At 66.2% G+C, this 25,474-nt stretch carries 23 protein-coding genes and 1 pseudogene; 3 read left to right on the forward strand and 21 right to left on the reverse strand.

Annotated features, from left to right (window positions below; all coding sequences use genetic code 11):
- Positions 1 to 363: 363 nt before the first annotated feature.
- The 16 genes from G6N34_RS22600 to fadD5 all read right to left on the reverse strand — a co-directional run bounded on the left by G6N34_RS22600 (position 364) and on the right by fadD5 (position 19,612).
- Positions 364 to 2,499 (reverse strand): hypothetical protein, encoded by a 2,136-nt coding sequence (locus G6N34_RS22600; RefSeq protein ID WP_085157206.1) that lies wholly within the window; start codon positions 2,497 to 2,499, stop codon positions 364 to 366.
- Between the two features lie 759 nt (positions 2,500 to 3,258).
- The gene (locus tag G6N34_RS22605; RefSeq protein WP_085157209.1) at positions 3,259 to 4,083 is read right to left on the reverse strand and encodes an SDR family NAD(P)-dependent oxidoreductase; all 825 of its coding nucleotides are present in this window, start codon (positions 4,081 to 4,083) and stop codon (positions 3,259 to 3,261) included.
- Positions 4,084 to 4,092: 9 nt separating this feature from the next.
- Positions 4,093 to 4,791, reverse strand: coding sequence for a YoaK family protein (locus tag G6N34_RS22610; protein WP_085157213.1), 699 nt, complete (start codon positions 4,789 to 4,791; stop codon positions 4,093 to 4,095).
- A 155-nt stretch (positions 4,792 to 4,946) separates the two neighbouring features.
- Entirely contained in the window at positions 4,947 to 5,792 is an 846-nt protein-coding gene (locus tag G6N34_RS22615) for a hypothetical protein (protein WP_085157216.1), read from the reverse strand.
- Positions 5,759 to 6,301, reverse strand: coding sequence for an Rv1363c family protein (locus tag G6N34_RS22620; RefSeq protein ID WP_085157219.1), 543 nt, complete (start codon positions 6,299 to 6,301; stop codon positions 5,759 to 5,761). The genes G6N34_RS22615 and G6N34_RS22620 overlap by 34 nt, the downstream gene beginning before the upstream one ends.
- On the reverse strand, positions 6,298 to 7,269 hold the full coding sequence (locus tag G6N34_RS22625) for an RDD family protein (RefSeq protein WP_234813120.1): 972 nt from the start codon (positions 7,267 to 7,269) through the stop codon (positions 6,298 to 6,300). The genes G6N34_RS22620 and G6N34_RS22625 overlap by 4 nt, the downstream gene beginning before the upstream one ends.
- Entirely contained in the window at positions 7,266 to 7,910 is a 645-nt protein-coding gene (locus G6N34_RS22630) for an Rv1363c family protein (RefSeq protein WP_085157222.1), read from the reverse strand. The genes G6N34_RS22625 and G6N34_RS22630 overlap by 4 nt, the downstream gene beginning before the upstream one ends.
- Positions 7,880 to 9,427, reverse strand: a complete 1,548-nt coding sequence (locus G6N34_RS22635; RefSeq protein WP_085157225.1) for an MCE family protein — start codon at positions 9,425 to 9,427, stop codon at positions 7,880 to 7,882. The genes G6N34_RS22630 and G6N34_RS22635 overlap by 31 nt, the downstream gene beginning before the upstream one ends.
- Positions 9,427 to 10,581 carry a virulence factor Mce family protein gene (locus tag G6N34_RS22640; RefSeq protein ID WP_085157228.1) on the reverse strand — a complete coding sequence of 385 codons (1,155 nt, stop codon included), beginning with the start codon at positions 10,579 to 10,581 and terminating at the stop codon, positions 9,427 to 9,429. The genes G6N34_RS22635 and G6N34_RS22640 overlap by 1 nt, the downstream gene beginning before the upstream one ends.
- Entirely contained in the window at positions 10,578 to 12,224 is a 1,647-nt protein-coding gene (locus G6N34_RS22645; protein ID WP_085157230.1) for a virulence factor Mce family protein, read from the reverse strand. The genes G6N34_RS22640 and G6N34_RS22645 overlap by 4 nt, the downstream gene beginning before the upstream one ends.
- 3 nt (positions 12,225 to 12,227) lie before the next feature.
- On the reverse strand, positions 12,228 to 13,805 hold the full coding sequence (locus tag G6N34_RS22650; protein WP_085157233.1) for an MCE family protein: 1,578 nt from the start codon (positions 13,803 to 13,805) through the stop codon (positions 12,228 to 12,230).
- Positions 13,802 to 14,842 (reverse strand): virulence factor Mce family protein, encoded by a 1,041-nt coding sequence (locus tag G6N34_RS22655; protein WP_085157236.1) that lies wholly within the window; start codon positions 14,840 to 14,842, stop codon positions 13,802 to 13,804. Before G6N34_RS22655 ends, G6N34_RS22650 begins: the two co-directional genes overlap by 4 nt.
- Entirely contained in the window at positions 14,839 to 16,071 is a 1,233-nt protein-coding gene (locus G6N34_RS22660) for an MCE family protein (protein ID WP_085157239.1), read from the reverse strand. The genes G6N34_RS22655 and G6N34_RS22660 overlap by 4 nt, the downstream gene beginning before the upstream one ends.
- Before the next feature lie 4 nt (positions 16,072 to 16,075).
- On the reverse strand, positions 16,076 to 16,945 hold the full coding sequence (locus G6N34_RS22665; protein ID WP_085157242.1) for an MlaE family ABC transporter permease: 870 nt from the start codon (positions 16,943 to 16,945) through the stop codon (positions 16,076 to 16,078).
- Position 16,946: 1 nt separating this feature from the next.
- Positions 16,947 to 17,744, reverse strand: coding sequence for an MlaE family ABC transporter permease (locus G6N34_RS22670; RefSeq protein ID WP_085157245.1), 798 nt, complete (start codon positions 17,742 to 17,744; stop codon positions 16,947 to 16,949).
- Between the two features lie 272 nt (positions 17,745 to 18,016).
- Positions 18,017 to 19,612: a fatty-acid--CoA ligase FadD5 gene (fadD5, locus tag G6N34_RS22675; protein WP_085157249.1), complete on the reverse strand. Its 1,596-nt coding sequence runs from the start codon at positions 19,610 to 19,612 to the stop codon at positions 18,017 to 18,019.
- Positions 19,613 to 19,742: 130 nt separating this feature from the next.
- Between fadD5 and G6N34_RS22680 the strand changes: the two genes are divergently transcribed.
- Positions 19,743 to 20,441: a GntR family transcriptional regulator gene (locus tag G6N34_RS22680; protein ID WP_085157252.1), complete on the forward strand. Its 699-nt coding sequence runs from the start codon at positions 19,743 to 19,745 to the stop codon at positions 20,439 to 20,441.
- A gap of 21 nt (positions 20,442 to 20,462) precedes the next feature.
- On the opposite strand, the gene G6N34_RS22685 is transcribed toward G6N34_RS22680, so the two are convergent.
- On the reverse strand, positions 20,463 to 20,900 hold the full coding sequence (locus G6N34_RS22685; RefSeq protein ID WP_085157255.1) for an SRPBCC family protein: 438 nt from the start codon (positions 20,898 to 20,900) through the stop codon (positions 20,463 to 20,465).
- Between the two features lie 26 nt (positions 20,901 to 20,926).
- Positions 20,927 to 21,568 carry a TetR/AcrR family transcriptional regulator gene (locus G6N34_RS22690; protein ID WP_085157258.1) on the reverse strand — a complete coding sequence of 214 codons (642 nt, stop codon included), beginning with the start codon at positions 21,566 to 21,568 and terminating at the stop codon, positions 20,927 to 20,929.
- A gap of 137 nt (positions 21,569 to 21,705) precedes the next feature.
- Between G6N34_RS22690 and G6N34_RS28140 the strand changes: the two are divergent.
- A pseudogene (locus G6N34_RS28140) lies at positions 21,706 to 21,816 on the forward strand (CAP domain-containing protein); the annotation flags it as partial.
- A gap of 9 nt (positions 21,817 to 21,825) precedes the next feature.
- A complete protein-coding gene (locus tag G6N34_RS22695; RefSeq protein ID WP_085157261.1) occupies positions 21,826 to 22,599 on the forward strand; it encodes an HAD-IIA family hydrolase in 774 nt (257 codons plus the stop codon).
- Between the two features lie 78 nt (positions 22,600 to 22,677).
- Here G6N34_RS22695 and G6N34_RS22700 read toward each other — a convergent pair whose 3' ends face one another.
- Genes G6N34_RS22700 through G6N34_RS22710 form a run of 3 tightly spaced genes read right to left on the reverse strand, consistent with a single transcriptional unit; the run spans position 22,678 to position 25,332 of the window.
- Positions 22,678 to 23,451, reverse strand: a complete 774-nt coding sequence (locus tag G6N34_RS22700; RefSeq protein ID WP_085157264.1) for an ABC transporter ATP-binding protein — start codon at positions 23,449 to 23,451, stop codon at positions 22,678 to 22,680.
- Positions 23,435 to 24,472 carry a taurine ABC transporter substrate-binding protein gene (locus tag G6N34_RS22705; RefSeq protein WP_085157267.1) on the reverse strand — a complete coding sequence of 346 codons (1,038 nt, stop codon included), beginning with the start codon at positions 24,470 to 24,472 and terminating at the stop codon, positions 23,435 to 23,437. Before G6N34_RS22705 ends, G6N34_RS22700 begins: the two co-directional genes overlap by 17 nt.
- The gene (locus tag G6N34_RS22710) at positions 24,469 to 25,332 is read right to left on the reverse strand and encodes an ABC transporter permease (RefSeq protein ID WP_085157270.1); all 864 of its coding nucleotides are present in this window, start codon (positions 25,330 to 25,332) and stop codon (positions 24,469 to 24,471) included. Before G6N34_RS22710 ends, G6N34_RS22705 begins: the two co-directional genes overlap by 4 nt.
- Between the last annotated feature and the right edge of the window lie 142 nt (positions 25,333 to 25,474).

Below are 25,474 nucleotides of genomic sequence, written 5' to 3' on the forward strand. Positions count from 1 at the left end.
GCCTGGATGACCCGCATGAGAAAATGATCTTGAAAATCCACTCCAGTTCGCCAAGCGATCAGACGCGATCCGCAGACGGCACCCGCCAGAATTTACGAGAACCACCTCACCCGTGTTACATGGCTTTGCTGTATGCCCACCAACGGGCGCCCGCCACCACCCCACTCGCCGCGCCCGCGGTCAGCGGGGAGCGCCCTAGTTCGAACAGCCCGCCTCCCAGCGACCTCACTGCAGTCGCCACCGCGCGACGCCGGCTCATGGTCACTGTCAGCGTGAGTGGCCGCGAAAAGGAGAACCGCCCCCGGCGATGCCGAAGGCGGTCCCTCCCCCAACTTTGTAGGGTTAAGCGGCGGGCGCGCGATGTCAGCTGGCTTCTGCGAGCGCTTTCTTGGCCGGCTTCGGCTTGGCGTTGTCGACCGCTTGCTTCACCGAGTCACCCGCCTTGTCGACGTTCTTCTTGACGTTGTTGACGGCCTTCTCCACCGCATCGCCGGTCTTCTTGAGCTCCTTCTGAATCTTGTCGCCTGCCTCCTTGAGGTCCGCGCGAACCTGCGCACGCTGCTTCTTCAAGGCAGCGGCCGTGGCTTTCGCGCTCTTGGCGAGGTCCGAGTCCTCCAGCAGGTCGACCGAATTCAGTTCGGCCAGTGCGCTCTTGAGCGACGTGGGCTTCTTGGGCTCGGGAGCGCCCTGATCGCCTTCTGGCGCGAGTTTGCCGTCGGCCTCGAGGGCACGAGCGTTGGTGGTGTCCAGGGCCTGAATCTTGGCGAACGAACTTGAACCGCCCACGCCCAGTGCGTCGTCGACCGCGCCTTCGGTCTGTGCGTTGAACCCGTCGGCAGCCTGAAGCAGTGGCTTCAACGCTGTCTGGAGTCCGTCGAACGCACCATTCGCCAGCCCCTGCGCGCCGTCGATGCCTTGGTTGACGAGCGCCGACACCGCCAGCGCGATCTGGTTCTGGATCAGCGCTTTCATCATGTCGTTGAACGCGGCCTGCCCGAACACGCTCGGGGTCCAGGCGACGGGGTTGAGCAGGTTGGCCTGGATGTCATCGAGCAGTCGGTTGGCGATGATCTGTCCGCCCTCGACCTGTTGGCTCGGCGTCAGCGGTGAGTGCCACAGCAGAGCCTGCTCGCCGCCCATATCGAATCCGCGCAGCAGCGTGGCCGGATCGACATCCTGGTAGCCCGTGTTGACCGCCAGACGCAGCGCCCCCTCGATCGAATTCAGCAACGGCTGCGGGACATTCACACCGAGAATTCCAAGCAGGCGTGGTCCGAGGTCGAACGGTTCGAGCAGCGGGAGGTTGCCCGAGTCGTAGGTGATGAAGGTGTCCTTGCCGACGATGCCGGGGAGCGGCTTGAGTTGCAGGAGGTCGAAGATCTTGTTGATCAGCGGGATCACCGCGGACCCCTGGCCGCCGGTGATGTCCACCATCACGCCCGCGCCGTTGAGGAGGCCTAGTGCCAACGGCCCAACCTGGCTGCCGAGGTTGGTATTGCCGAAGTTCAGATCATCGGGAATGAGATAGGTCAGCAGGATCGACCCGGCGATGGCGTTGGCCCAGGCCAATGGGTTGAGGGTGCTGGGTGCGTCCGAGGTTGCGTTGTAGGCCCAACTGATGTCGAGGACCGACGTGTTGAGGATCTTGGTGATCTTGCCGTTGCTGTCCTTGTTGGTGTAGCTGCCGGCCGCCGGAGTGGTGAGGTCGACGCCGAAGAGATTGGTGAACGGGGTTGCCAGAGATAACAATCCGCCGCCGGGTCGGCTGACGTTGTTGAGGAAGATCAGCCACTGCGCCGTGACGCCCTCGCCCCAGTCGGGATCGTTCGACGTGACGGCCTCGATCATGTCGCGATAGGCCAGCGACGTCGACAGCGCGCCGAGACCCTCGGAGAAGATGATGGCGCGGCGCTGATTGAGAATCGGGGTGGCCTTCACGATGGCCTTCGCGGCATCTTCGACTGTAAATCCCGAGTTCGGAATGTTGGTGCCGAACAAGTCGTTCAGAGCCTCCGCGACCGGCCCCACAATTGGCAGGTTCTTCACGAGCGGTGGCACCGCGCCGAGGATTGGACCCAACACCAGATCGCCGGTGTAGCTCAACCCGTTCACTGAGTCGTAGATGTCGCCGGGCAGCGGCCCAGGCGCACCCGTCTCCACCACCAGGCCGACCACAGTGAGGATCTGTTGGACGGCAGCTGTGATGGTCGGGTTGTCGAGCAGTCCGACGGCGCCGAGGATGACGTTCTCCGGAGTGATGCCCAGCGCGTCAGCGATCCAGAAGACGGGCCCCACACCGTAGAGGCCGACGATCGCCGCCAGTTCCACCTCGGCGGTGATGGCTCGCTGCTCCACACCGACGCTCACCCGCTCCACCTGCGCCTGGAAGGCAGGCGAGGTGACCCCAAGGGTCAATGCCGCGGTCGTGGCCATCGCCGCGGCGGTGACCGCCGCGGTCTTAGCCATGGCCAGCTTGGGCGGTGTGGGGGCTGAAGTCATCGTCGACTCTCCCGTCAGTTTGTGATCTGGCTTACATGGTTGCCGAACTGTAGCAAACCCCCTCAGGTTTTTCTAAGTAACTTTGCCAGCACGCTGATTTTCGGCGAACGATGCAGCCTATACAGGGTAGTTACCTACAGGCACGAAGCATCTTGAGGGCTCTAGCCGATACAGATCAACACCTTGCGACAACAACAGCAACAACCGGTCACCTTATGCCATTCGTTCCTGTGTGACAGTAGCCGTGGCGCAGACGACGATGGGCCCCCGCCTCTGGCGGGGGGCCCATCGTCGGGGAAGGGGTCAGCTGGCTTCGGCCAAGTCCCCTCTTCGGAATGCGCCTCTCGGCCTTCTCGGCCCGTTTCTCCCTCGCCTTCTCTGCCGACTGCTTCACGGAATCGCCGGCTCGCTCGACGCTGGACTTCCGCGCGCGCCGAGGACGCGCCGGCCGACCGTGCCGAATCGAGGTTCTGCACCCCGAGGGCGTTGTCGATCGTCCCCTCGACAGTCGCATTGAGCCCGTCTGCCGCATCGAGGACAGACTTGAAGGCGATCTTCAGGCGGTCGTAGATGTCAGGGTACAAAGAGTCTCAGGCAGCTCCCAGCATTCGCCCCGCCAGAGTCCTGAGATCGCAAATTTGCAGCGCGACAATGTCGTTGCCAAACCTAATGAGTTCAGAGCAACTGGTCGGCGCCCTCAGAATTTCGGTCTGAACGGCGCTACCGCAACGCAGACACCTACGAAATCCGCAGCAGCACTCAGGGCTGGCCCAGCACCTTGCGGACCAGCACGTCAGACACCGACGACGGCAGTCGGTTGAGCACAGCCATCTGCACCGCCGGGCTCAGTCCCACCGGATAGCGCGCATGCGGGCGCTTGGCGGTCAGCGCTTCTTCGACGACCTTGGCGACGTTGTCGACGGGCACCGCGATGCGCCGCGACAATGGGATCATCTTTCGAAATCCGGCGACGTGCTTCGCATACAGCACGCGTTGTTCGGCACTCATGGCCGCCTCCAGATCGTCGGCGGTCTGCTCCGCGTTCTCCCAGAGATCGGTGTCGGTCTGCGCGGGTTCGACCACGTGGACGCCGATATGCCAGGGGCGCAACTCCATTCGAAGCGCATCCGCAGCCGCCTCCAGCGCGAACTTGGAGGCACAATAGGCACCCAGCAGCGGAGTGGAGATCCGGCCATTCACGCTGGAGATGAACACAATCCGGCCCCGCGAGGCGCGCAGTCGCGGCAGCACCGCCTGGGTGACAGCCATCTGCCCGACGACGTTGACCTCAAGTTGCCGCCGCAGCTCGTCGACCCCGATGGTCTCCATGGGGCCACCCACCACGATGCCGGCATTGTTGACCACCGCATCCAAACGTGCCGGCAGGGCCGCGTCGAGTGCCTCGAGGTCGTCGGAGTTCGTGACGTCCAACCGCACCGCCGACACCCGGGGCAGCGATCCCAGCACCGCCGCATCCTCGGAACGACGCACACCGGCGATGACATCCCAGCCCAACGTCGACAGATGCGACACGATGGCCCGACCGATTCCTCGGGAGGCGCCGGTCACCAGGACAGCAGGCATGACCTGACCCTAGTCCGTGCCGACTTCCGCCGAAGCCGGTTCAGGTCCATACCGGAAGACCAGCATCGCCGCCAGCACCACACATGCCGCGAGCGCAATCACCGGCGCGACCGTGAACCTCGTCAGCGTGGCGCCCACTACGGCACCCCCGAGCATCGTCAAAACCACTGTGTAGCGGAGCTTCTCACGCGCTCCGGAGCCACCGGCCAGGCGGGAGTCGACGCCGATTCCGACGATCGTCGACGTCAGCACCGTGGTGCTGAGTTCCTGAACACCGAATTGGCGCGCGGCCGCGTTCTGCGATCCGAACGCGACGGCCAATCCGGCGATCAGGATCAGCTTCGAGTCATCGCGGTAGTCGAGGACACCCGTGCCGCCCAGCACCGCCAGGATCACCAGAAGTAAGGCCTCAGCGCCCAGGGACACCGTGATCCATTGCCGAGTATGGCGATCCAGGTGCCGGGCGAACCGGCCGCCGGCCACCGTCCCCACCAGGAAGCCGGCGAACGCGATGATCGCGGCAGTCAGGTCCACACCGGAATGCGGTACGAACCAGAACCCGAGAAAGATCACATTGCCGGTCATATTCGCAACGAAGACATGACCGAGAACGAGGACGCTGACCGCGTCGATGAGTCCGGTGGCGAAGGTCAGCAGCAGAAGCGCGACGGTGGTGAGTTTCTCGGACACCGGAGAGGCGATGGCCATACGTCTCAGTATCGCCTGCCCGGTGTCCGCCCCCGACCTGGTACGGATCGGCGTGGCCGACTCGCGTCGGCTTCTCCGGTCCTCTCAGCTCGCAGCGGCAAATTTACACCACCGAAGACGACTTATTGACGTAAACGTTACGAATCATGACTCGTTCAAATCTGGGGCGTGAGGTCCAAGCTGGTGACCGGAGCCATGCCCGTGACGAGCCATCGGGTCCCGTCGCGATGCAGTGTCAGTCGCCACGACAGATACCGCAGCGACGGGATGTTCTTGCTCAACGGACTGGTCGAGGTGGAATTCGTGTAGACGATGGCCGTGGCTTCCGTGGCGGACAACGACTCCACGGCCGCCCCCACCACCTCGGTACTGTTGCTGACCTGAGCCTGTTTGTTCGTCGGCACGATCGCGTCGATGTACTTGCGGTACTCGGTCGCGAAGTCCCCACCGAGATAACCCGCCGCCCGGTCGCCCAACTGGTCCATGTTCTCGGGGGTGTACGTCCACAGCGTGGTGATCGCACCGGAGGCCGTGCGCGCGATCTCGAGCTTGGTTGCCGTCGCGGCACGGTCGGCCAGCACGGGTTGCAGTGCGGCCCCGGCGAACGCCGCGAACCCGACGAACAGCACGGCGGCGGCGACCAGAGCCACCACCGCGACGCGTCCGGGCCTGCGGACCGCGGTCGGCGCCAGGTCGGGACTCTCGGTGTCGGAATCGACCGTGGGTGCGGCCTCCTCCAGGTCGCTCGAGGCTCCCGGGTCGGCCGGGCGGCCCGCGTCGCCCCGCTCGCCCGAGGCTTCCGGGTCGGCCGGGCCGCCCGCGTCGCCCTGCTCGCCCGAGGCTTCCGGCTCGGCCGCGACCGTGCCCGAATCGGTTGAGGCCACCGATCTCCGCGCGGCTTTACCGCGCGGCGTCCGCTGCGCAGCGTCGGTCACCTCAGGGGCGTCAGCCACGCCGGCGTCGTCGCTCAGATCACCGGTTTCAGGTCGCTGATTCTCCACTGCCCTCCCTCCTCGATCGCCATCGCCAACCAGCGACCTCCGCTCTCGATCACGGCGCCGTCGGGCATCGTCGTCACGGTCTTGGTGACCGCGACGACGCTCGCGCTGCCGTCGTCGTTCCAGCGCTCCACCCCCGCGTCGACCACCTCACCCTTGGTCGGTTCGGAGCGCGCCACCGCGATGACGACCTCGTTGAGCCGGGACTTGAACTCCTGCTCCAGCTTTCCCGTCGCCTGCCCCAGGACGCCCTCGGCATAGGCGTTCGCGTTGAACGGATCGGTCGTGGTGAACTGCGTCAGAAAAGACCGTACGTATTGGATGGCCTGCACGTCCTTGACCGCTGCCCGGCGGTGCTGCTCGTGCGTGATCAACACCGTGGCACTGACGGCGACGGCGGCGATCAGGACGACCACCGCCGCGGCCACTCCCGCCACGGCCATCAGGGATCGAGGCCGGCGGGTCGGCAGGTCGACGAACTCCGGGGCATCGGCCCTGCGCCGCGGGCTCATCCGCCACCTCCGGCCGGTTTCGGTGTGGCCAGCGGAGTCAGTCCGTCGACCTTCCACTGGCCGTCCCCACCACGGACGAACTGCACCTTCACCGTCGCGGAGATCATCCGGTGATTCGGCGGAACACCGCGCTGCCCCTGCAGCAGAACGAGCATCAACCCGCGGTCCTCCTCGGCTTCCAGCACCGCGGAATTCGGGGACCAGTAGTCGTTGTCGACGGCACCAGCCTGCTGGATCGCCTTCTGCTGTTCCTCCAGCTGAGGCCAATAGGAGTCCGTGACCACGGATCTGGCCCGGTCGAAGTCGGCCTGCAGGGACGCGGCCTGATAACTGAGCATGTCGCTGACAAGTTTGGGTCCCTGCACCGCGAGTTGTTCGCGGGCCTCGGCGGCGCGCAGATCCGGTCGCTGGACCGTCAGGACACCCAGCGCCGCCACCACCGCCGCCACCAGGGAAGCCGTCGAGATCGCCACGACGGCACTGCGTTTCACACCAGCAGGTTTCGCAGATGCGGTGTGCACCTCGGTGCGGGCCACGATGTCGGCGAACGTCCGGCGCCGACCGTCCCACCACGGCCACAGCCAGCCGAGCAGCAGTGGCGCCGTGTCTGCGAGGTGGACCAGATCCCTGACCAGCAGCCGCCACGGTCCGATGGGCACGCCGTCGCTGCGCACCACCGTGATTCCAAGCAGTCCCCTGCCCAGGCTCCACCCCCACAACACGGGAGCCAACAGACGATTGAGCGCCACCGCCAGCACCGCGACACCCGCGGTCACCACGCACAGCCACCACAACCAACTGCGCTGCGGCGCGGACCAGGCGACAAGAACCGCTGTCACGACGACAGCCAGGCCGACTCCCACATCGATCAGCAGGGCCGCAGCACGAAAGGTCCACGGCGCCAACGGCTCCCCCGCTGAAGCCACGGGGTCCACCACGTCCTCGTCGTGAGTGATCACGTCGGTCACTTGGTCACCTGGTCGAGCCTGGCGATCTTGTAGGTGCCGCCGTCAGGAGCCATCTGCACCCGGAGGCGGTACCCGCTCTCCTGGTCCGAGATGTTGGCGTTGCTCATCTTCACGCGCAGAGCCACCAGCACATCCATCGACCCGTCATCGTTGTGACGTTCGACCGCAGCCCGAATGTTGGACACCTGCACCTGCGCCTTGGCGGCCGCATAGGCGTCGACGAGGACACCGCTGTACAGCGCGGCCTGCGCCGCGAAATCGCCTGTGGAGCACTCGATGATCTTGCGTTGGCTCGCTGCCATGGCCGCGGCGTCGGGAGCCTGCGTGGCGATCACGCAGTCCTTGGCCGCCTGCACCGCCGCGGCCTCGTTCCCGCGACTGTCGCCCGCGCGGTTGCCCGCGATCGTCGCGAGGAGACCGCCACCGGCGATCAGAGCGCTGAGCAGGAGCAGCACGACACATCCCGCGACCACCCAGCCGCGGGTTGCCAGTCGGGAGTCAGGTCCGGGGTCCTCGACGACACCTGGTGCGAATTCGTCGTTTGACGCCGCAGAATCGAGAGTCGTCTCCCCGGAATCCAATTCGTCGTCCTCGGGAGCCAAGGTCGGGTTCAGCCGGCTGGCGCCAGCATCTCCTTCCATCCATCGTCTCCTGTGCTGGTGGAACTGTCGACGGTGTACTTGACCCCGTCGGGTCCGACGACTTCGCCGCTCTGCGGGTTGTACACCGCTGCGGCGCTTGATGTCGGAGTGTAGATGCACGGGTTGGGCTGCTGGCCGCTGCACTGCACCGTGCCACTGCCCGGCGGCGACAGCGGGTCGCTGACGATCGGCGGGGCGGGCGGCAGCATCTCGGCGGGCAGGGGGTTCATGCCGTTGTTGATCGACGGGGCCGGAATCACCCGCCCCGGATCGACCGGTTGATCGCAGCGCGCACCCGGCGCCGGGCAGTTCAGCACCTGGTTGGGATCGCCGTACCAGGGGTTGGTTCCCAACGGCACATATGGCTCGTCGCTGCGACATTCGCGCGGTGTCGCGGCACGCTTGCCCGGCACGTCGACGCACGGGTAGTTGCGGGCACCGCGCACCACGTTCGGGGCGTCCTTGGGGATCTTGCAGTAGGTGCCAGTGGGCAGCGGCTCGGTCCTGGTGTCCGCGGGCGACCGCCATTCGGTGGCCGGCAGGAACCCGGTGAGGCAGGGCGGTGGTTGGTTGATGGTCAGGCTGAAGTTCAGCGCGGCGGCGTTCTTGAAGGGGGCGGCGACGGCCTGCGCCACCGAAGCGCCCTGCGGCAGAATCACCAGCGTCTGCTCGAGGCCCTTGTGGTAGCGCTTGAGCATGTCGATGACGATCGCGAGATTGGCGAGCGTCTGCGGCAACGCCTCCCGCACATCGCTGAAGACCGCGTTCACCGCGTCGGCCGTCGGGGCCGCATTGGTCAACGTGTTGCGCAGCACCTGATCCTGCGCCGCGGTCTGTGACGTGATGCTGTTGAGGTTGGCCGCCCAACGGGCAATGGCGTCACCGGAATTCACCTGGCTGTCCAGGATGGGTGCCGAGTTGTCGATGATGTCGTTGACGTCACCGATGTTGGTCTCGAAGTCGCCGACGATGGCCTGAGTGCCGTCCACCAGGCGTTGCAGGGCCGGCCCGAGGCCGCCGACCGCCAGTGCGGTCTCGTCGAGCAGCGAGCCGATCTTCTCCTTCGGCAGCACCGCCAGACCACGGTTGGCGGTGTCGAGGGCGGGACCGATCTCGCGCGGCACCGTGCCCTCGGTGATGGTCTGTCCGGGCTCGAAGTACTTGCCGCCCCCACCGTCGGACACCAGATCCAGGTACTGCTCGCCGATCGCCGACACCGAATGCACGTTCGCCGTCGTGTTCAGGGGAATCCGGTAGTTGTCTGCGATGCTCAACGTGGCCAGCGCACCACGTTCGGTGGGCTGGATGTCGGTGACCTTTCCGATCGTGATGCCGCGGTAGGTCACGTTCGCGGTCCGGTACAGACCGCCGGAGGCCGGCAGGTCCGCCTTGAGCGTGTACTGCCCGATCCCGGCCACGGACGGCAGTTTCAGGTAGTACCAGCCCAACGTCAGGAGTGCGACCACCGTGAGAACGGTGAACAGCACCAACTGGATTCGAATGAGACGGGTCAGCATCATTCGCCTCGTTCCACGAGCGGGCCACCCTCGACGGAGTTCGGGTTGGGGGTGTACCGGACGTCGGGGATCATCGTCTCCGGATCGCGGCCCCAGGACTGCTCGAGCGCCCGCAGCATCCCGGAAACACCGGTGCCGGTGAGGAACGCGTTATCCAACGTGCTCAACGTCAGGTCGAATGTCGCGGACGTGTTGATGTAGTCGCCGCGCACCACTTTCGGCACATTGTCGATGTTGAAGGGCGCCGTCAGCAGCAGCTTGAGGGCCCCGACGACGTAGGGCGACGCCTTCTCCAGCTGCTTGAGCGGACGCTGCAGCAGCCGCAGGTTGGTCTCCACATCACCCCGGGCCGCCGCCAAGGTCTCATGGGTGACCTCGGAGAACCGGCCCAACGAGATGACCGCATCGGCGAACACGTCGCGCTGGTTGGCGAAATACTCGATCAGCGGCGGGATCTCGGTGAGCACCCGGTCCAACGTCTCGTTGCGGTCGGCCACGATGGTCAGCAGTTCATTCGTGGAGTCGATCGCACGGGTCAGGTCCTCGCGCTGCTCGTTGAGCCTTCGCGTGAACGTCTGCAGCTTGCCGAGGAAGGCCCGGATCTGCTCGGCGTTGCCGTCGAGGATGTTGTAGACCTCGGTCTGGACCACCTCGAGGTTCGGGATACCGCCACCGTGCAGCACCGACGCGATGCTCGCCAGTGTCCGTTCGGTGGTGGGGAACGCCGAGGAGTTCTTCAACTCGATGGTGTCACCGTCGCTCAACCGCCCCGACGACGGTTTCTCGGGCGCGGCCAACTCGATGTGCTGGCTGCCCAACAGACTGGTCTGGCCGATCCGCGCCGTCGCATTCCTCGGCAGCTGCACGTCGGACTGCATGTCCAAGGTCAGGGTGGCAATCCAGTTCTTCAACTCGATCTTGCGCACCGAGCCGACGTTGACGTCGGCCACGCGCACCTTGCTGTTGACGTTGAGCGCCAGGGTGTCCGGCATCTGCACGTAGACCGTCATCTTCTCCGCACCCGTGCCGGGTCCACCCGGCAGAGGCACGTTGGCGATACCGCGCCACCCACACGACGCGAGCGTCAGCACCGCGACGACCAGCGCCGAGATGCGCCACACCAAGCGGCCGAAAGCCCTGCGCCTGTTCATCATTGACCACCCACTTCAGCCGGGAGCGCAGGACCGGCGGGTGCTGGCGCCGGTGCGGGACCCGCGCCCGGGCCCGGATTCTGCTGCGCGGGGTTGGTGCCCGGCAACTGCTGTGACACCGGCAGCGGTCCCGGGACCACCTCGGGCGCGGGGCCCGGCTGCGGGCCCGGCTGCGGATACCACGGCGGCGGCAGCGGGTTGTTCTGGTCGTAGGCGTTGGGCGGCGCGCCACCGCGCGGTCCTGCGGGCGGAATCGACGACGGGTCCGGTCCACCCATCAAGGCCGCCAACGAATCCGGGGTGAGCATGTTCTTGGTGAACTGCTGCACCTGCACGCCCTGCATGCCGGGCGCCACGATCCAGCCCGGTTCGTGGTTGCCATGGGAGAACAGCGTGTCCCGCGAGAAGATGCCGGGCACGGTGGTGTCCTTGTAGCCCGGCGGCGGACGCAGGCGCTCCTCGGAGTACGCGACCGACTTGGGCAGTGTGACGGCCGTGGACACCTGGTTCACGCCGAACGGCGGGAAGTTGAACTTGATCGCGTCGAGGATCGGGGCCAGGTACTGCGCGCACAGTTCGGCGGACTCCTGGTACCCCAGTCGGCTGCCGGCCTGGATCGAACTGCAGATGAACTGCATGGGGTTGGCGAAGCTGGCGACCACCGGAACGGCCGACAGCGAGCCACTGTTCGGTTCGTAGATGGAGACGAGATTGGCCGCGAGGTTGGGGAACACATGCAGCGCGGTCTCGAGGCCGTCTCGGGGTTCCGGCTGCAGCAGCGCCGTGGTGGCCTCGGCGAGGTTGTTGACGTCGTGCGCCAGCACCTCGCCGTTCTCGTCGATGAACGACCTGGCCGTCGTCAGCAGGCTGTCGATCTGTTTGAGGGTGTCGGCCAACTGCTGATCGGACTGGTTAAACTTGCCGGTGAACTCGGCCAGGTTGTCGTTGAGCGCGACGAACTGCTGATCGCTGCGGTGCAGTGCGTTGACGAACAGCGCCAGACTCTTGGTCACCGCGAAGAAGTCACCGCGTCCCTCATTGAGGGCCGTGATGGCGTCCGACAGCGCCGTCAGGGTGGTGTTGAGCTGCTTGCCCTTTCCGTCGAGGCCGTCGGCGAAGGACTCGATGACGTCGCCGAACGGACCCTTGGGCTGTTCCGGTGTGGGGCCGAGTTGCCCGACGATGTCGGTGATCTGGTTGCGCAGGTCGTCCCACTCGACCGGAACCTGGGTCTTCTCGAACGGGATGACCGCGTTGTTCTGCAGCACGTCGCCGCCGGTGTAGGCGGGCGACAGCTGGATGGTGCGGGACGCGACGAGGCTGGGGTTCAGAATCGAGGCGGTGACGTCGGCCGGCACCTTGTACTTGTTGTTGTAGTGGAACGTGACCCGCATCTTGTCGCCCGCGGGCTCGATCTTGTCGATCGCCCCGACCCGCACGCCCATGATCTGGACCTTGTCTCCGGGGTACAGCGCCAGGGCCTGCTCGAAGTACGCCACGGCCGTGTTGTTCGTCAGGCGCTTGTACAGCTGCCAACCGGCAACGCCGGCCACCAGACCGAGCACGATCAGCAGCGATCCGATCACGACCGCCATCTTCGACACATGCGGCAGCTTGAGGTTGCGGATGTTGAATGCAGTGGACACCGGTTATGCACCTCCCGTGTCCGGGATCAGGAACGGCGGATTGCCGGGCAGCGGCGCCACGGTGTTGGGCGAGAGCTGCTGGCCGGGCCCTGCGGGCGGCACCCCCTGCTCGGGCGGCACGGGCGGCACGGCGACCGGAGCGGGTCCCGGACCCGGCGCAGGGCCCAACGGCACCGTCCGCGAATTGATCGGGCCCTCCTGCATCGGGACGGGGGTGCCCGGCAGGGCGGGCGCGGGCTGTCCCGGTTCGGCGGCGATCGGCAGACCCGGCGCCGGGGGCGGTGCGTTCGGGTTCGGCGGTGACGTGAGGACGCCGTCGGGCCCCGTGTAGTTGGGTCCGTACGGATTGTCGCCATACGGCCCGACCGTCAGGCCCGCGCAGGGCAGCGGGTTCGCCGGTGACGGAATGCCGTCTGCGGGAGGTGTGTACGAGCACGGGGAGCCCGGTGGGACGGCAGGGCCCGGATGGTCCGGGGTGCCCTCCAGCACCCGGGGCGCCGGCGGCGGTGCTCCGTTGGCCTGCCGCTGCCCGTTCGGGTCGGGGAACTGGAACGCCGGCAGTCCCGCGTTGCGCCAGAACTGCTCCGGGTCGATTCCACGCTTCTTGAACGCCGCGTCGATGAAGGGCTGAAGCACCTGGCCGGCGAGCAGGTTGACCACCAACACCTTGAAGTAGGGACCCGAACCCAGCGCCTCGGCCAGTGAGGCCGTGAACTTGCTGAGCGTGATCAGCACTTCCTGCAGGTCGTACTTGTGCTTGACGAGCAGGTCGGTGACGACGCGCAACTGCTCGAGGACGTGGTTCAGATTCGGGTTGTCGTTGATCAGGCCCTGGAACTGCGCGGACACGAGTTGAACGTTAGACAGCAGGTTTGTGATGGCCTGCCCGCGCGCGTTGACCGCGGCGAGCAGCGTCTTGCTGTTGACCAGGAGGTCGTTGACCTGTCCGCTGCGATCGCCGAGGACCTCGGCCACCTTGTTGGCGTTCGCCAGCAGCTTCTTGAACTGTTCGTCGCGCTTGCCGATGGTGTCGGAGAACCGGGCCACCCCGTCCAGTGCCGCGCTCAGGTTCGGGTAGGTCGCATCGATGGTCTCCGACAACACATTCAGTGACCGCTTGACGGTCTGGATGTCCCAGCCGCCCGCGGCCTTGGTGACGTCGAAGAAGGCGTCGTAGATCTGGTACGGCGTCGTGCTCTGCCCGACTGGGAGTTCACCGCTGGCCCGCAGGATCTCGCTGCCGCGCGGTTCGACCTCGAGCACCTTCTTGCCGAGGATCGTGTCGGTGCGGATGGCCAGGCGGCTGTCGGTGCCGATCTGGTTGGTGCCCAGCGTGAATCCCATGACGACGTGGTCACCGTCGATAGCCACCGACTGAACGGTGCCGACGTCGAGGCCCGCGATGCGCACCTTGTCGCCCGTGAGCAGCCCACCCGAATCGGTGAACGCGCCGTAATAGACCGGCTGCGCGAACAGCATCGGCACACTCGAAAAGCTCTGGCCCACACCGATCACGAGGATCACGATCATGATTCCGACCAGGCCGTTGCGGATCCGGTTGGACCCTTCCAATGTCCTCATTGCGGCGTGCACCTGCCCGTCGGCTGGGTGAACACCTTCACGGTGCGGACCGGGCCTCCCGGCTGGGCGCCGTTGAGTTTGAGGTTCAGGTCGCAGAGGTAAAAGTTGAAGAAGTCACCGTAGACGCCGCCCGCTCGGCCGATGATCTTCAGGGATGTCGGCAGTTTCGTTAAGACGTCATCGACCTGCGCCTGCTGGTCGACCAGTGGCTGCGCGATGCCCTCCAGGCGGGCGATGGTGTCCTTGAGGATCGGGCGGTTGTCGGCCAACAGGTCGCCCAGCGTGCCCGCGGCGTTGCTGATGCTCGCGGTCGAGTCGGCGATCGGGTCGGCGCGGTTCTTCAGTCCGGTGATCAGCTTCTCGAAGTTGACCACGGTCTCGTCGAAGTCCTTCTGGTGCTTGACCGTGGTCGCCAGCACGGTGTTGAGGTTCTCGATCACCTCACCGATGGCCTGATCGCGGTCGGCCAGCGCCGACGTCAGCTGAGCGGTCTGGTCAAGGATGTCGCTGATCGTGCCGCCCTGCCCCTGGAAGACCGTGATGATCGACTGTGCGATCGTGTTCACCTTCTCGGGATCCAGGGCGCGGAAGACGGGCTTGAACCCGCCGATGAGAGCGTCGAGGTCGAGCGCGGGGGTGGTCCGCGACAACGGAATGAACCCGCCGGGCGGCAGGACCTTGTCCGCACCTTCACCCTGGCCTCGCGCAAGATCCATGTAGCGGTTGCCGATCAGGTCCTGATACCGGATCTGGGCCGTCGTCGACTGGTACAGCGGAAGGTTCCGGTCGACGTTGAAGGTGACCTTGACCCGCTGTCCGCCATCGACGAGTTCGATGTCCTCGACCTTGCCGACCTCGACTCCCGAGGCACGGACGAACTGGCCCGCACGAAGCCCGCTGGCGGTCTTGAACTCCGCGGAGTAGGTGCTGGTGCGGTCGAATCGGATCTGGCCGAAGACCACGATGATGATCGCCGTGAAGAGCAGCAGCACCAGGGAGAAGGCGCCGAGTTTGATTGCGGTTCCGGTGATTTTCATGGGTTGATCGTGTTCTCCCCGACTTGGCGTCCCCAGACGTACTCGGTGAGGATGGGCTGCCCGAGTTCAATGTGGTTGTAGGGCGCGATCGAGGCACCGGTGTCCATCACGAGATACGGGGCGGGCCACAGGTTCCGATCGATCGACTGCCAGCATCCCGGCGCACCGCCCGGACCGCCGCGCGCGTTGACCCTCGGAAGGTTGTCGGGATACACGTACGGATTCTCGGCCCCGAGGAAAGTGGTGTTGGTGTTCAACGAATACCCGTTGCCACCAAGCGAATCGGCCACCTTGGGCGCCACTCCGGCGTAGTTGCGCACCGTGCAGAACAGCGCGGGACTGTAGGTGTCGAGCAGTTGTGCGGTCGGCACCAGGTCGGCCGCACCGCGGATCAGATAGGGCCCGCCCCGCTCGAACACGTCCGCGCCGGTGTTACCGAATCCGGCGGCCGCCAGCAGGGCCGCATCGAGCTCGCCGCGCCGCTCATTGAAGGTGCGGGCCGTGGTCACCGCGCCCTCGAGCGAGTTCCACAGGTCCGGGGACGCCGCGGAGTAGACGTCAGAAAGGTCAGCCAATCGCTGTAGGTCGTAACGGATCTGCGGCATCTTCGGATTGATGTCGTCGAGGATCGTGTTGCCGTTGACCAGCGACTGACCGAACTTGTCACCGAGGCCGGTGAGTGACTCGGCCGCGGCCGACAACGTCAGGTTGAGTTTGATCGGGTCGATCTGCTCGGCGATCGAGGTGATGGTCTCGAACAGCGTGTTGAACTCGGTCGTCACGCCGGTCACGTCGATCACGTCGTCCGCGGTGATCCGCTGCGGGTCGGGGTCATCCGGTGAGGTGAAGGACACGTACTTGTTGCCGAACACCGTGGTGGCCTGGATGTTGGTGACCACGTTGGCCGGGATCAGGTCGATGTAGCGGGGATCGACGTCGAGGGTCAGCTTGGCCCGTGTGGTGCCGTCCTGGTCGAGCGGGTCCACCGCGGCGACGCGGCCGACCTGCACACCGTTGAACGTCACCTTGGACCCCGGGTCCATCACGAGGCCGGCGCGGTCGGAGACCAGCGTCAACTCGGTCTTGGAGTCGAAGCCGCCGCGGAACTGGATGTAGAGCGCGGTGGCCACGAGGACCGTGATGAGAAGCAGCACCAGACCCGCGAGCTTGTACGGCGGCGTGCGGGGTTTGTTCTCCCCCATCCGGACCTGGTCCATGTTCGCCGTCATGGCGCTACACCGTGAGGTTGAAGTTCGGGTCGGTGCCGTAGAGCGCCAACGATGCGAACAGGACGACCACCACGATGGCCACCAGCGAGGTGCGCATCGACTTGCCGACCGCCTCCCCCACGCCCACGGCGCCGCCGCTGGCGAAATAGCCGAAATAGCAGTGGTTCAGCATCACGATGATCGACATGATGATCACTTCGAGAAAGGACCAGAAGACGTCGTCGACGCGCAGGAACGTGTTGAAGTAGTGCGAGTAGGTGCCGACGGACTGGGCGTAGAAGACCGTGGTCACCAACTGCGCGGAGAAGAACGACAGCAGAATGGCCATGGCGTACAGCGGGATGATGACGACCGCGCCGGCCAGGATCCGCGTCGAGACCAGATACGAGATCGACTTGATGCCCATGACTTCGAGCGCGTCGATCTCCTCGCTGATGCGCATGGCACCGAGTTCGGCTGTGGCACCGGCCCCCACTGTCGCGGCCAAAGCCTGGCCCGTCACGATGGGCGCAACGACGCGGACGTTGGCCAGGGCCGCGAAGAAGCCGGTGAACGCCTCCACACCGATGTTGCCCAGCGAAGCGAAACCCTGGATGGCGATCAGCGAGCCCGCGGACAGCGTGACGAAACCGATGATCGCGACGGTGCCGCCGATGACCGCCATGGCGCCTGTGCCCATGCCAATCTCGGCGATCAGGCGCAGGAGTTCGCGGCGATAGTTGCGCAGCGCGTGCGGGATCGAGCCCACCGCGGTCAGCGCGAACCATGCGACGTGGCCCAGGGTGTCGAGGAACCGCCCCGGCCATCCCGCGACCTTCGTGACCTCGGTGTACCCCCGGGGGAAGCGACTTCGCAGGACTTGGGTCGTCGACACGTCAGTTCCCCGTTCCGAACCGCACACCAATTGTCGTGAGCACGACGTTCACCGCGAACAGTGCGACCACGCACAGCACCAGGGTCTCGTTGACAGCCGTGCCGACACCCTTCGCGCCGCCCGCGACCGTCAGACCGCGGTAACAGCCGACGAGGCCCGCGATCAGCCCGAAGGTCAGCGCCTTGATCACCGAGATGAGCACCTCGGGAAGTCCCGTGATGAGGGTCAGCGTCGAGACATACGCACCCGCAGAGACGTTCTGGATGTAGACGCCGAAGATGAAGCCGCCCACCAGACCGATGGTGATGACCGCGCCGTTGAGCAGGAATGCGACGAACGTCGAGGCGACCACGCGGGGCAGCACCAGACGGTGGATGGGATCGATGCCGAGCACCTCGAGCGCGTCGATCTCCTCGCGGATGGTCCGGGCTCCCAGGTCGGCGCAGATGGCCGTCGACCCCGCGCCTGCCACCACGAGAACCGTGACGAGCGGGCCCAACTGGGTGACCGCGCCGAGCGCGGCCCCGGCGCCGGACACGTCGGCCGCGCCGAACTCCGCCAGCAGGATGTTCAGCGTGAAGATGATCAGCACGGTCAGCGGAATGGAGACGGCGACGGTGGGCAGGAACGCCACCCGCATCAGAAACCAGCTCTGCTCGATGAATTCGCGCCATTCGAACGGGCGCAGCAGTGCCTTTCCGGTGAGCACGCACATGCGGAAGAAGCCGCCGACCAACTCAAGGGGTGTGCGCAGCTGGTCGCGCACATAGCCGGTGAGTCCGCCCGTCGACGCCGTCACAGAGCCGTCCCAACCCGGACGGCCGTGTGGCCGTGCAACGCTAAGCGGAACTCCACGCCCCCTCCTGCCCCCCGCCCCGAATACGTGACGGCCGCCTCCCTACCCGGGAGTAGTAAGGCGGACCACAGGAATGTACCTGATCTTGGTGCGGCGGTGTGGCCCATCGGTGGGAATGACCCACCTTTGTGACCTCGGCGTTTTCTTCGCCTACGTCAATCGGATTCAGCCGCCCCCGAAAGCCTTGAATCCGAACCCAATCCGCACCTAGAACATCATTCTCCGCCGGTGGCGAACCGCGTGCGCAACTCGGTCTTCAACACCTTCCCGGCCGGATTCCTGGGCAGCGCGTCGACGATCTCGAGTGCCTTCGGGTGCTTGTAGCGGGCCAGTCGCTCGTTGAGGAAGTCCTCCAGGTCGGCCAGCGCCAACTGATCCGACACGGCCGCCACGGCCACCGGAACCTCGCCCCACTTCTCGTGCACGCGCCCGATCACGGCGACCTCGACGATCGCCGGATGGGCGGCCAGCACGTTCTCGACCTCGGCGCAGTAGATGTTCTCGCCGCCGGAGATGATCATGTCCTTCTTGCGGTCGACGACCCAGACGTAGCCCTCCTCGTCCTGGCGGACCAGGTCGCCGGAGTGGAACCACCCGCCCGCGAACGCCTCGGCGGTGGCCTGCGGGTTATTCCAGTACCCGGCCATCAGAGTCGGTGCACGATAGACGATTTCACCCACCTCGCCGATCGGGACGTCGTTCATGTTCTCGTCGACGACACGGGCCGCCACGGTCGGGATCACCCGACCGACCGAGCCCAGCTTCCGCAGCGCGTCCTCGCCCAGCAGCATGCAGGTCACAGGCGACATCTCGGTCTGGCCGAACGCGGCCAGGATCTTGGTGTCGGGGAAGGTCTCAGCCATATCGCGCAGCAGCGTGTCCGAGGCCGGTGCCGCACCCCAGGACATGACGCGCAGCCTGAGGTTGCGTGGTTGTGCCCGCTGGGCTTCGCACACCGCCTGCCACTGCGCGGGCACCAGGAAGATGCCGGTCACCTGCTCGGCTTCGAGGACGTCGAGAAGCTGGCCCGGATCGAAGGCGCCGAGCGGGTGGATCACCGTCGGGTGACCGAGGGTCAGGCCGGTCAGCATGTTGCCGACGCCGGCGATGTGGAACAGCGGCACACCGATGAAACCGACGTCGTTGTTCAGGTCGGCACCGTTGGTGAACAGCGCCGTCATGGTCTGGCCGAACAGGTTGGCGTGCGTCAGCACGGCGCCCTTGGGCCGACCCGTGGTGCCCGACGTGTACATGATCAGCGCGGGGTGGTCGTTCGGAATGTCGACCACCGAATGGGCGTCACCCTCCTCAGCGAGCAGGTCCTCGTACCCGAGCAGATCGCCTTCGGTCGGCGCGCCGGCGACGATCACGGTCTCGGCCAGTGGCGCGATCTCACGCACGGCGCTGGCGACGGGGGCCAGCAGGGGCTCGGTGACGACGACGCGCGATTCGCAGTCCTCGACCAGGAATCCGAGTTCCGGCGGGGTGAGCCGGAAGTTGACCGGGACGGCGATGGCACCCAGCCGGTTGGCGGCCAGCACGGTCTCCATGAACTCGGGGCGGTTGAGCATCAGGATCATCACGCGGTCGCCGAACGCGACGCCGCGGCGGCTCAGGGCGTCGGCCAGCGCGCTGACCCGCCGGTCGAGTTCGGCCCACGTGATGCTCTTGCCCATGAAGCGGATCGCGGTGTCCTCGGGCTGCATGAGGGCGTGCCGTGACAGCTGGTTGGTCCAGTTCTGCCGACGGGCCAGGTAGGGCTGTTCGGTGGGCGTCTGGGCACCCACGGCTTGAGCCAGCTGCGCGGTCAACGTCGTTCCCCTCACTTCGGATCTGTGCGGACTTGCGCGAATATTACATTTGATCAAACATTGGGGTAGTCCTGGTCACACTATGAGTTCAAATCGGTCCAGACAAGCCCGAAGGATGTAGAACCACACTGTGAACGCACCGGCCAAGTCGCAGCGGTCCGCGCTGCAGCGGCCAAAGCTGCGCCGCGAACAGCTGTCCGAGGAAGTCGCCGCGCACCTGCGCGCCGAGATCATGTCGGGCGCCCTGCGGCCCGGGACGTTCATCCGCCTCGACGAGACCGCAGCCCAACTCGGCGTGAGCATCACGCCCGTCCGCGAGGCTCTGCTGACGCTGCGCGGTGAGGGCATGGTCGAACTCGAACCGCACCGCGGGCACGTCGTGGTGCCCCTGGACCGCCAGGACGTCGAGGACATCTTCTGGCTGCAGGCCACGATCGCCAAGGAGTTGGCGTCCTCGACCGTCGAGCACATCACCGACGAGCAGATCGACCATCTCGACAGCCTCACCACCACGCTCGCCGAGGCGGTGCAGGCCGCCGACGTCGACGCCGTCATCAACGCGGAGTTCGAGTTCCACCGCGCGCTCAACCGCAGCGCGGGCCGGATCAAGCTGGCATGGTTCCTGCTGCATGTGTCGCGCTACATGCCGCCGCGGGTCTACGCGGGTGACCCGACGTGGGGCACCGACGCCGTCGAACACCACCGCAAGCTGATCGGCGCGCTGCGCGAACGCAACCTGCCCGCGGTGGCGGAGCTGACCGAATGGCAGTTCACCGACGGCGTCACGCGGTTGACCAGCATGCTGGAGAAGACCGGGATCTGGGAGTAGCTCCACACCCCGGCCTCAGAACTAGACCGCGAGCTCCTCCGCACGCTTCTTCAGGTTGTCCGCAAGATGTTCGAGGGCCTCGTTGGCCACCTTCTTGACCATCATGGCGGGCACCGGGAACGTGGTCTCGACGTCCATGTCGACCGTCAGCAGCGACGTCGGGCCCATGCCCACGACACTGAACAACTGTTCCTGCTTGGAGAAGTGCTCACCCTGCTGCATCACGGTCTGGATCTGATTGGGCGCCGGGTAGTAGACGGCCTGGATGTAGGTGCCCGCGTTGCCCTGGATCAGGGTGTCGAGCCGCAACTGACTGGGCCGGCCGTCGTCGTAACGGTGCAGGATCCAGCAGCCCTGGACCTCTTCGTTCCACTGCGGGTAGGCCTCGAAGTCGGCGACGATCCCCAGGATCACGTTCTCGTCGGCGGCCACCTCGACGGTCTTGCTCACGATTGGCATGCGATGAGTGTAGGAGGGCCGAACCGTCAGGCCCGAGCCACCGAGCCTTCGCCCAACGGCGTCTCGACGCGGACCTTCTCGTCGCGGATCAGGCCACGCAGCAGCGCGGTGCTGAACTCGGCGGCGATCTCCTTCTCACTGCGGCGGCCGTGCGGGCGCAACCAGCGGTAGGCACCGAGGGTCATCCCGATGTAGCCCAGGGCCAGCACATGCGAATCGCACGGGTAGAACTCCCCGCTGGCGATGCCCCGGTCGATCAGACCGTGCACGTGCTCGTAGACCTGGGTCTCCTTCTCCCGAACCATGGCCACCTGCTCCTCGGTGAACCATTCGGTGATGTAGGGCTGCTCCTGGAAGTAGACCGCGGCACCCTCGGGGTTCTCCGCGATCTGCTCGAGCAGGCGCACGGTGTACTGGTACAGCGCCTCACGCGCCGACCACGTCGGGTCGTCGTGCACGGCGGCCAGCGTGCGTTCGGCGGCACGCTGATAGATGTCGAAGAGGATCAGCGACTTGCTGGCGTAGTAGTGGTACACCGTCGCCTTGTTCAGGCCCACGACGTCGGCCACATCGTCCATGCGCGTGCCGTGGTACCCCCGGGCCGCGAACAGCTTGGTGGCCACGGCCAGAAGCTCTTCGCGGCGGCTCAAACCGTTCTCAGGCGGCATACTCGACTCTCTGTCCCGGCCGGGGTCCCCCAGCCTCCCAATCAACTAGTTGGCTAGTTTATGCAATGCCGCCGATAAGTACTGCGTCGGTGCCCGCGTGGTTAGACTGCTCACACCGGTGACTGGGAGGTTGGCTGATGGATCCGAATCCGGATTATGACGCGAGCGACGAGATTGAGTACTTCTTCTCGTGGCTCCCGTGGGCGCTGCGCGGCGCCTATCCGCCCCCCGCATACCCGCCGGTCTAAATCGCGGGAGTGCGCTCGACCTCGCAGTGTTGGCTCACCGACATGGACGGTGTGCTGGTCCATGAGGATCGGGCCCTTCCCGGCGCCGCGGAATTCCTGGCCCGCCTCATTGAGAAGGCCAGACCGTTTCTGGTTCTGACGAACAATTCGATCTACACGCCGCGTGACCTGGCCGCACGCTTGGCCCGCACGGGCCTCTCGGTCCCCGAGCAGGCGATCTGGACGTCGGCGCTGGCCACCGCGACGTTCCTCGACGACCAACTCCCCGGCGGATCGGCCTACGTCATCGGCGAGGCCGGCCTGACGACCGCACTGCACGAGGTCGGCTACACCCTGACTGATGTCGACCCGGATTTCGTCGTCCTCGGCGAAACCCGCACCTACTCGTTCGAGGCGATCACCCGCGCCGTCCGACTGATCGGCAACGGGGCGCGGTTCATCGCCACCAACCCCGACGTCACGGGCCCCTCGGCCGAGGGTCCACTGCCCGCGACCGGAAGTGTCGCCGCGATGATCACCAAGGCGACGGGCCGAGAGCCCTATTTCGTCGGCAAACCCAACCCGATGATGTTTCGCAGCGCACTCAACCGGATCGAGGCGCATTCGGAGAGCACGACCATGATCGGCGACCGGATGGACACCGATGTGGTGGCCGGCATCGAGGCGGGCCTCGACACGATCCTGGTGCTCACGGGTTCGACCCGCGAGGCCGACGTCGAGCGCTATCCGTTTCGTCCCGGCCGGGTGCTGCCGTCGATCGCCGAGGTCATCGACCTGGTGTGACGGCTCGTCCGTCGAAAAGGCGAAATGGCGAGTCACACTCGCACTGTCGCACCCAAAGCCTTGGGCGGGAGAAGCGCGCTATGCCGCGGCGGCCTTGACGGCCTTGCCCACCTCGACCCGAAGCTTCGTGTACTCGGGTGAGCGCCGCAGCTCGTCGGGGTCCACGCCGGTGCGCGGCAGGTCGACGGGCAGGTCCAGGGCCACCTTGCCGGGCCGCCGCGTCAGCACCACGATGCGCGAGCCCAGGAAGGCGGCCTCGTCGGCGCTGTGGGTGACGAACACCGTGGTGCGTCCCGACTCCGCGCTGACCTGCCGGACATCCTCCTGCAGACGTTCCCGAGTCAGCGCATCCAGCGCCGCGAACGGTTCATCCAGCAGGAACAACGGCGTCTCGGCCGCCAGCGCCCGCGCGATCGCGACACGCTGCTGCTGACCGCCGCTGATCTCCCAGATCTTGCGGTCCGCAGTGCCCTCGAGGCCGACCCGCTCAAGCAGTTCTGCGCGACGCTGCGCGCGTCGGTCCCGTGGCACCTTCGCGTACTTCAGCGCCAGATCGACGTTCCCGCCGACCGATCGCCACGGGAACAGGCGCGGCTGCTGGAACACCACACCCGCGGTGACGCCCGGCGTGGGCGTGCGCCCGGACACCTCGACCTGTCCCTGCGTGGGCGACTCGAAGCCGGCGATCAGCCGCAGCAGCGTGCTCTTGCCGCAGCCGGACGCGCCCACGAGTACGAGGAACGCGCCCGGCTCGACGTCGAGGTCGACGGGACCCAGCGCCGTCACATCGCCGTAGCGGTGCTCGACACTGTTGATGCGCAGAGCACCGTCGGCGTCACTGGGTGATGGCACCCGGCAGCCCCTTGGTGTAGATCGCCTCCTGGAAGACCTCCAGTGGTGCGGCCGACGGGATCTGCTTCTGGTCGGCGAGGAACTGCGAGGCGCTCTGCAGGTTCGTTGCGAGGTTGCCCGGCTTGCCCTCGGTGCCCAGCCACTCCTCCGAGACCACCTCGGCCGGCGTCAGGAACACGGTCTGCTTGATCTGACCCGCGACGTCCTCAGGCGTCAGGCCGATCTCGGCGGCGATGGCCTTGGCCGCGACCTCGGGCTCGTCGTGAATCACGTTGAGCGCCCGGGCCTCCTGCTGGCGCCAGACGTCGACCACCTCGGGATGCGCGGACGCGAACTCGTCGGAGACCGTCGCCAGGTCCAGCGTGGGCTTGCCTGCCTCGGCGAGCTGGCGGCTGGAGATCAGGTCCTTGCCGGTCTTGCGCAGCTCGTCCAGCGTGGGCAGCCAGGAGTAGGCCGCATCGATGTCACCGCGCTCCCAGCCCGCCAGGATGGCCTGCGGCTGCAGGTCGATCAACTGAACGTCCTTGGCGGACAACCCCTCCTGGTCCAGCGCGGCCAGCAGGCTGTAGTGCGCGGTGGACGCGAACGGCGTGGCGATGCGCTTGCCCTTGAGGTCGGCGACGGTGTCGATGCCGGAGCCGTCACGGGCCACAAGGGCCTCGTTCTCGCCGGCGACGCCCAGGATGAACGCGACCTTGTACGGAATGTTCAGCGGCTCAGACAGACCGCGGGCGACCGGGCTGGAACCCAGCGTGCCGAAGTCCAGTTCGTTGGCGATGAACGCGGTGTTGACGTCGGCGCCGGAGTCGAACTTGGTCCACTTGATGTTGTAGTCCGGCAGGGCCTCTTCGAGCCACTTGTTGTTCTTGACGATCAGGTCACCACTGATCAGCGCCTGGTAGCCGATGCGCAGGGTGGGCTTGTCGGCGCTGTGTTCCGACTTGTCGACCGAGCAGGCCGAAAGGCCGACCACAGCAAGCGAACTCGCCGCAATCGCGGCAACCAGGGATTTGATCTTCATATCTTTCCTCTCCAGGGAACAGCGCGCCGTTCGAGGGCGCGAAGCAGACCGTCGATCACCAGGCCGGAGAATCCGATGGCGAAGATTCCGACCAGGACGACGGGGGTGTTGTTGTAGTTGCTGGCGTCTTTGACCAGGCCGCCCACGCCGGGGATGCCGTTGAACAGTTCGGCCGCGACCACCGACGAGTACGCCATGCCGACGGCCAGGCGAATGCCGGTGAAGGTCTCGGGCAGCGCCGAGGGCACCACGACGTCGCGGATCACCTCTGCGCGACTGGCGCCCAGCGCGCGGGCGGCCTCCTGCAGGCCGACCGGCGCCGCGACGACTGCGGCCGTGGTCGCGACCGCGGCGGGCGGCAGCGCGGCCAGCGCCAGCAGCGTGATCTTGGGCGCCTCGTCGATGCCCAGCCAGATCACCAGCAGGAAGAAGTACGCCAGCGGCGGCAGCGCGCGCAGAAACGTCAGCCAGGGCTCCAGCACGCTGCGCACCCAACTGACCGAACCCATCACCAGACCCAGCAGCACACCGACCGTGACGCCGATGAGGACACCGGCGAACACGCGTCGCAGCGTCATGTAGAGGTGTTCCCACAGCAGGTAGCCGGCGTAGCCGCGGACCCCGTCGTGCGTGCTCGAGATCTCCAGGAAGGCGCGCCACACCGTGGCCGGGTACGGCACGAAGGTCTGGTTCCACACTCCGGTGGCCGCGGCGATCTGCCAGGCGGCAAGGAAGACCAGCACCGACAGCACGGGCAGCGCGGCCCGGGTCAGCCGACCCTTCCAGGGATTCTTCCGGGCGGCCGCGACCGCAGGGGTGTCGGCGGCGTCAGGAGGCGTGATGTCTACGAAGACGGACACGTGGGGTTCCTTCGGGACTGAGGGCAGGAGAGGACGAGTGACCAGCCTTCAGCGACAACAGCAGTGCCCCGACGTGTTCTTCACCGCAAAGAGGTACCGCGCCTCCGACACCAGCGGCAATATTCCGACTCATCGTGAATCT

This window comes from Mycolicibacterium confluentis (assembly GCF_010729895.1).
Classification (GTDB): domain Bacteria; phylum Actinomycetota; class Actinomycetes; order Mycobacteriales; family Mycobacteriaceae; genus Mycobacterium; species Mycobacterium confluentis.

Bases quoted from the DNA above. Each gene is read 5' to 3' on its own strand.
- G6N34_RS22630 (WP_085157222.1), bottom strand. From the start codon at position 7,910: ATGGAAGGAGATGCTGGCGCCAGCCGGCTGAACCCGACCTTGGCTCCC.
- G6N34_RS22635 (WP_085157225.1), bottom strand. From the start codon at position 9,427: ATGCTGACCCGTCTCATTCGAATCCAGTTGGTGCTGTTCACCGTTCTC.
- G6N34_RS22685 (WP_085157255.1), bottom strand. From the start codon at position 20,900: ATGCCAATCGTGAGCAAGACCGTCGAGGTGGCCGCCGACGAGAACGTG.
- G6N34_RS22660 (WP_085157239.1), bottom strand. From the start codon at position 16,071: ATGACGGCGAACATGGACCAGGTCCGGATGGGGGAGAACAAACCCCGC.
- G6N34_RS22620 (WP_085157219.1), bottom strand. From the start codon at position 6,301: ATGAGCCCGCGGCGCAGGGCCGATGCCCCGGAGTTCGTCGACCTGCCG.
- G6N34_RS22650 (WP_085157233.1), bottom strand. From the start codon at position 13,805: ATGAGGACATTGGAAGGGTCCAACCGGATCCGCAACGGCCTGGTCGGA.
- G6N34_RS22705 (WP_085157267.1), bottom strand. From the start codon at position 24,472: ATGAAGATCAAATCCCTGGTTGCCGCGATTGCGGCGAGTTCGCTTGCT.
- G6N34_RS22690 (WP_085157258.1), bottom strand. From the start codon at position 21,568: ATGCCGCCTGAGAACGGTTTGAGCCGCCGCGAAGAGCTTCTGGCCGTG.
- G6N34_RS22600 (WP_085157206.1), bottom strand. From the start codon at position 2,499: ATGACTTCAGCCCCCACACCGCCCAAGCTGGCCATGGCTAAGACCGCG.
- G6N34_RS22640 (WP_085157228.1), bottom strand. From the start codon at position 10,581: ATGATGAACAGGCGCAGGGCTTTCGGCCGCTTGGTGTGGCGCATCTCG.
- G6N34_RS22655 (WP_085157236.1), bottom strand. From the start codon at position 14,842: ATGAAAATCACCGGAACCGCAATCAAACTCGGCGCCTTCTCCCTGGTG.
- G6N34_RS22605 (WP_085157209.1), bottom strand. From the start codon at position 4,083: ATGCCTGCTGTCCTGGTGACCGGCGCCTCCCGAGGAATCGGTCGGGCC.
- G6N34_RS22610 (WP_085157213.1), bottom strand. From the start codon at position 4,791: ATGGCCATCGCCTCTCCGGTGTCCGAGAAACTCACCACCGTCGCGCTT.